The organism is Ruegeria sp. YKSF57 (genome assembly GCF_059612585.1).
Genome location: NZ_JBXWQW010000105.1, coordinates 1 through 3,684, shown reverse-complemented (window position 1 = coordinate 3,684; position 3,684 = coordinate 1). Strand labels below are relative to the sequence as shown.

Genomic DNA, 3,684 nt, shown 5'->3' with positions numbered 1-3,684 from the left:
CCCGAGGGCGAGAATGGCGGCAATTCACGCTACACCGCTGGCGCCATCCGGTTCGCCTATGACGGGGTGGACGATATTCGCGCGCTATGTCCGGACCTTTCCGAAGATCAGACCGCCATAACCGATTTCGGAACCTATACGACGGATCAGTTCTTTGACGACATGTTCAGGGTCACCCGTTTTCGCACCGATCCGGCACTATGCGAAAGGCTGGTCACCACCTCGCGCGAGACCATGTTCTGGATGCGAGACAAGGGCATCCGCTTCATGCCCATTTACGGTCGTCAGGCGTTCAAGGTGGACGGACGCTTCAAGTTCTGGGGCGGGCTGACGCTGGAGGCTTGGGGCGGCGGTCCGGGGCTGGTCGATGCGCACGCGACCATTGCACGCGCTGCGGGTGTTGAAATCCGCTATGAAACGCGAGCACTGTCGCTGGTCACCGACGGGCATGCGGTGACCGGCGTCAAGGTACGCCACAGGGGAGAGGTGTTCGAATTGAAGGCCCGCTCGGTCATATTGGCCTCGGGTGGGTTTCAGGCCAGCACCGAAATGCGCACACGCTATCTTGGGCCGGGCTGGGAAATGGCCCGCGTGCGCGGTTCGCGCTTCAACACTGGTGAAGGCATCAAGATGGCGATGGAAATCGGTGCGTCAACCTATGGCAACTGGTCGGGGTGCCATGCGGTCGGCTGGGACTACAACGCACCGGAGTTCGGGGATCTGGATGTTGGCGACGGGTTCCAGAAACATTCCTATCCCTGGGGGATCATGGTCAATGCCACGGGTCGGCGCTTTGTCGACGAAGGCGCGGATTTTCGAAACTATACTTACGCCAAATACGGCCGGGTGATCCTCGAACAGCCCGATCAGTTTGCCTGGCAGATTTTTGACGCAAAGGTCACGCATCTGCTGCGCGACGAGTATCGCATAAAGCGGGTAACCAAGGTGGTGGCCCCGACGCTGGAGGATTTGGCGCAAAAGATGGAGGGCGTTGACACGCGGGCGTTCCTTGACGAGATGGAAACCTACAACGCCTCGGTCGATGCCGACACGCCATTCGATCCCAACGTAAAGGATGGACGCGGAACCAGGGGTTTGGCTGTGCCGAAATCGAATTGGGCTAACACAATCGATCAGGGTCCGTTCGAAGCGTATCAGGTCGGTTGTGGCATTACCTTCACCTTTGGCGGCCTGCGCATTGACCCGGAAACGGCCCAGGTTCTGGACAATGATCTTGCCCCGATTCCCGGACTTTTCGCCGCTGGTGAACTGGTCGGCGGCGTGTTTTTCTTCAACTATCCGGGCGGAACAGGGTTGATCAACGGATCGGTTTTCGGACGTCTCGCGGGGAATGGTGCTGGCGGCCGTTGACGCGGCGTTCGCGCCAGAAGTCGCGATCAACGGGGCCTTAACGCTGCATCACCGCGCCCAGCAATTTGGCGACCACCAGAACCAGTACCGCGACCCCGATGGCGAATCCGATACGTGCAATCGGCGACTGGCGTTGCGGAGGCGTGTTCTTGCTGGCAAGTCGAGCAGGCGTTCGTTTTCTTTCCGGCCCCCCCGGCAAGGGACGCGCCAGCAAAAGGTGGTCCATGAATTCTGAAAAATCGAAATCGCCGCAATACTCGCCCTTCAGCGAAGTCGATTTGACGTTGCGGACGAATCTTCTGAGGATGTAATTGCGCGCAGATTGATCCCGCGCCGGATAGAACCCGTCGGGCACGCCGCTGTCATACGTATTCAGCCCGAATCCGGAATCCAGAAACAACTGCCGCACTTTGGGCGAGGCACCGCGCAATGCATCGGCGGTTTTCACATCGCGGAACAGCGCGATCTTGTTGTGCGCCGAATTTTTGTCGATGCCAGTCTGACTCAACAATTCCACGAACTGTTCGTTCTCGAATACCTCATCCGGCATAATCGTAAATATGTCGAAATCGTACCTGAGAGCCATCACAACACTCAATTTTCACCTTTTACCCAACACCGGGAAATCATCAAAACCATTTGCGCCCGGACTATGACACAACTGGGATATTGTCATGTATCAGGGCGCTCTTGCCAATCTCATTGTCGCTTGTTCTAAGTATTTGCGGAATAGGAGCGCCCTATGATTGATATCGCGACACGCGTCTACAATCACAAGTGGAAAATTGATCCGATTGTGCGGTCTTTGATCGACACGGATTTCTACAAACTATTGATGTGTCAGTCAGTGTTTCGAAACAAGCCACAAACAAATGTGGAGTTTTCGCTGATCAACCGGTCGACTCACGTTCCATTGGCCAATCTGATCGACGAGGGCGAGTTGCGCGAGCAACTGGATCATATCCGCTCGCTCAGTCTCAGCCGGGGCGAAAGCACCTGGCTGCGTGGCAATACGTTTTATGGCAAGCGTCAGATGTTCCGCCCGGATTTCATGGAATGGTTCGAAAACCTGCGTTTGCCGCCCTATCACCTTGAACGCAAAGGCGACCAGTACGAACTGACCTTTGAGGGCAAGTGGCACGAGGTCATGCTTTGGGAAATCCCTGCGCTGGCTGTCCTGATGGAACTGCGCTCGCGGGCAGTGTTGAACGATATGCGCCGTTTCGAATTGCAGGTGCTCTATGCCCGCGCCATGACCCGCGTCTGGGAAAAGATTGAGCGTTTGAGAGAGATCAAAGGGCTTGGAATTGCCGATTTTGGCACCCGCCGCCGCCATTCCTTTTTGTGGCAGGACTGGTGTGTTCAGGCAATGATCGAAGGCTTGGGTAAATCCTTTACCGGCACATCCAACTGTCTTATCGCGATGCGCCGCGAAGTCGAGGCAATCGGCACGAACGCACACGAATTGCCGATGGTGTATTGCGCCTTGGCCCAAGATGACGCGGCCTTGGCGCAGGCCCCTTATGACGTGCTAAGCGACTGGCATGACGAGCATGAGGGTAATCTGCGGATCATCTTGCCGGACACTTATGGCACCAAGGGGTTTCTGGAACGCGCCCCCGACTGGCTGGCGGGATGGACCGGTATCCGAATCGACAGCGGTGATCCGGCCAAGGGCGCGGAAATTGCCATCGATTGGTGGAAATCACGCGGCGAGGATCCGACAAAAAAGCGGATCATTTTTTCGGATGGCCTGGACGTAGACAAGATTATCGAATTGCACGCCCGTTTTACCGGGCGGGCCAATGTCTCGTTCGGTTGGGGGACGTTGCTGACCAACGATTTTCGCGGTTTAGTTTCCGGCGACCGGCTTGCCCCGTTCTCTCTGGTTTGCAAGGCGGTTTCGGCCAATGGCCACCCGACGGTGAAACTGTCGGACAATCCAGAAAAGGCGATGGGTCCCAAGGCCGAGATCGAGCGCTACAAGCGGGTGTTCGACGTGGGCCGGCAGGAACCGATCAAGGTCGTGGTCTAGTGGTTAACGGGTTTGCGGCGCAAGCGTCGCTCGCGCCAGATCACCATCAAACCTCCGCCGACAATGAACAGCGCCCCGGGAAACAGGTCTGACCACGGTGTTTCATCAAACACCAGCCATCCCGCGACAAAGGCAAAGGGGATGCCGAAATAGCTGAACGGGGCCAGATTGCTTTGCTCTGTCATCCGGTACGAGACCACAAGACACAAGACGGCGGTGCCGCCGAATGCCCCCATGGCGACGATCCAGATGACGTCCTGGGGGTGGTTGATCGGGGA

General features: G+C 57.1%; 3 protein-coding genes and 1 pseudogene. 2 read left to right on the top strand and 2 right to left on the bottom strand.

What is annotated here, in order from left to right; all coding sequences use genetic code 11:
* On the top strand, positions 1–1,371 hold a 1,371-nt coding region (gene tcuA / locus AC2FLX_RS21975), incomplete at its 5' end, for an FAD-dependent tricarballylate dehydrogenase TcuA (protein ID WP_496875565.1).
* A 37-nt stretch (positions 1,372–1,408) separates the two neighbouring features.
* On the opposite strand, the gene AC2FLX_RS21970 is transcribed toward tcuA, so the two are convergent.
* Positions 1,409–1,957 carry a hypothetical protein gene (locus AC2FLX_RS21970; RefSeq protein ID WP_480748861.1) on the bottom strand — a complete coding sequence of 183 codons (549 nt, stop codon included), beginning with the start codon at positions 1,955–1,957 and terminating at the stop codon, positions 1,409–1,411.
* Positions 1,958–2,113: 156 nt separating this feature from the next.
* Between AC2FLX_RS21970 and pncB the strand changes: the two genes are divergently transcribed.
* Entirely contained in the window at positions 2,114–3,406 is a 1,293-nt protein-coding gene (gene pncB, locus AC2FLX_RS21965) for a nicotinate phosphoribosyltransferase (RefSeq protein ID WP_480748860.1), read from the top strand.
* On the opposite strand, the pseudogene AC2FLX_RS21960 reads toward pncB, so the two are convergent.
* Positions 3,403–3,684 (bottom strand): annotated as a pseudogene (locus AC2FLX_RS21960) (DMT family transporter); the annotation flags it as partial. The gene pncB and the pseudogene AC2FLX_RS21960 overlap by 4 nt on opposite strands.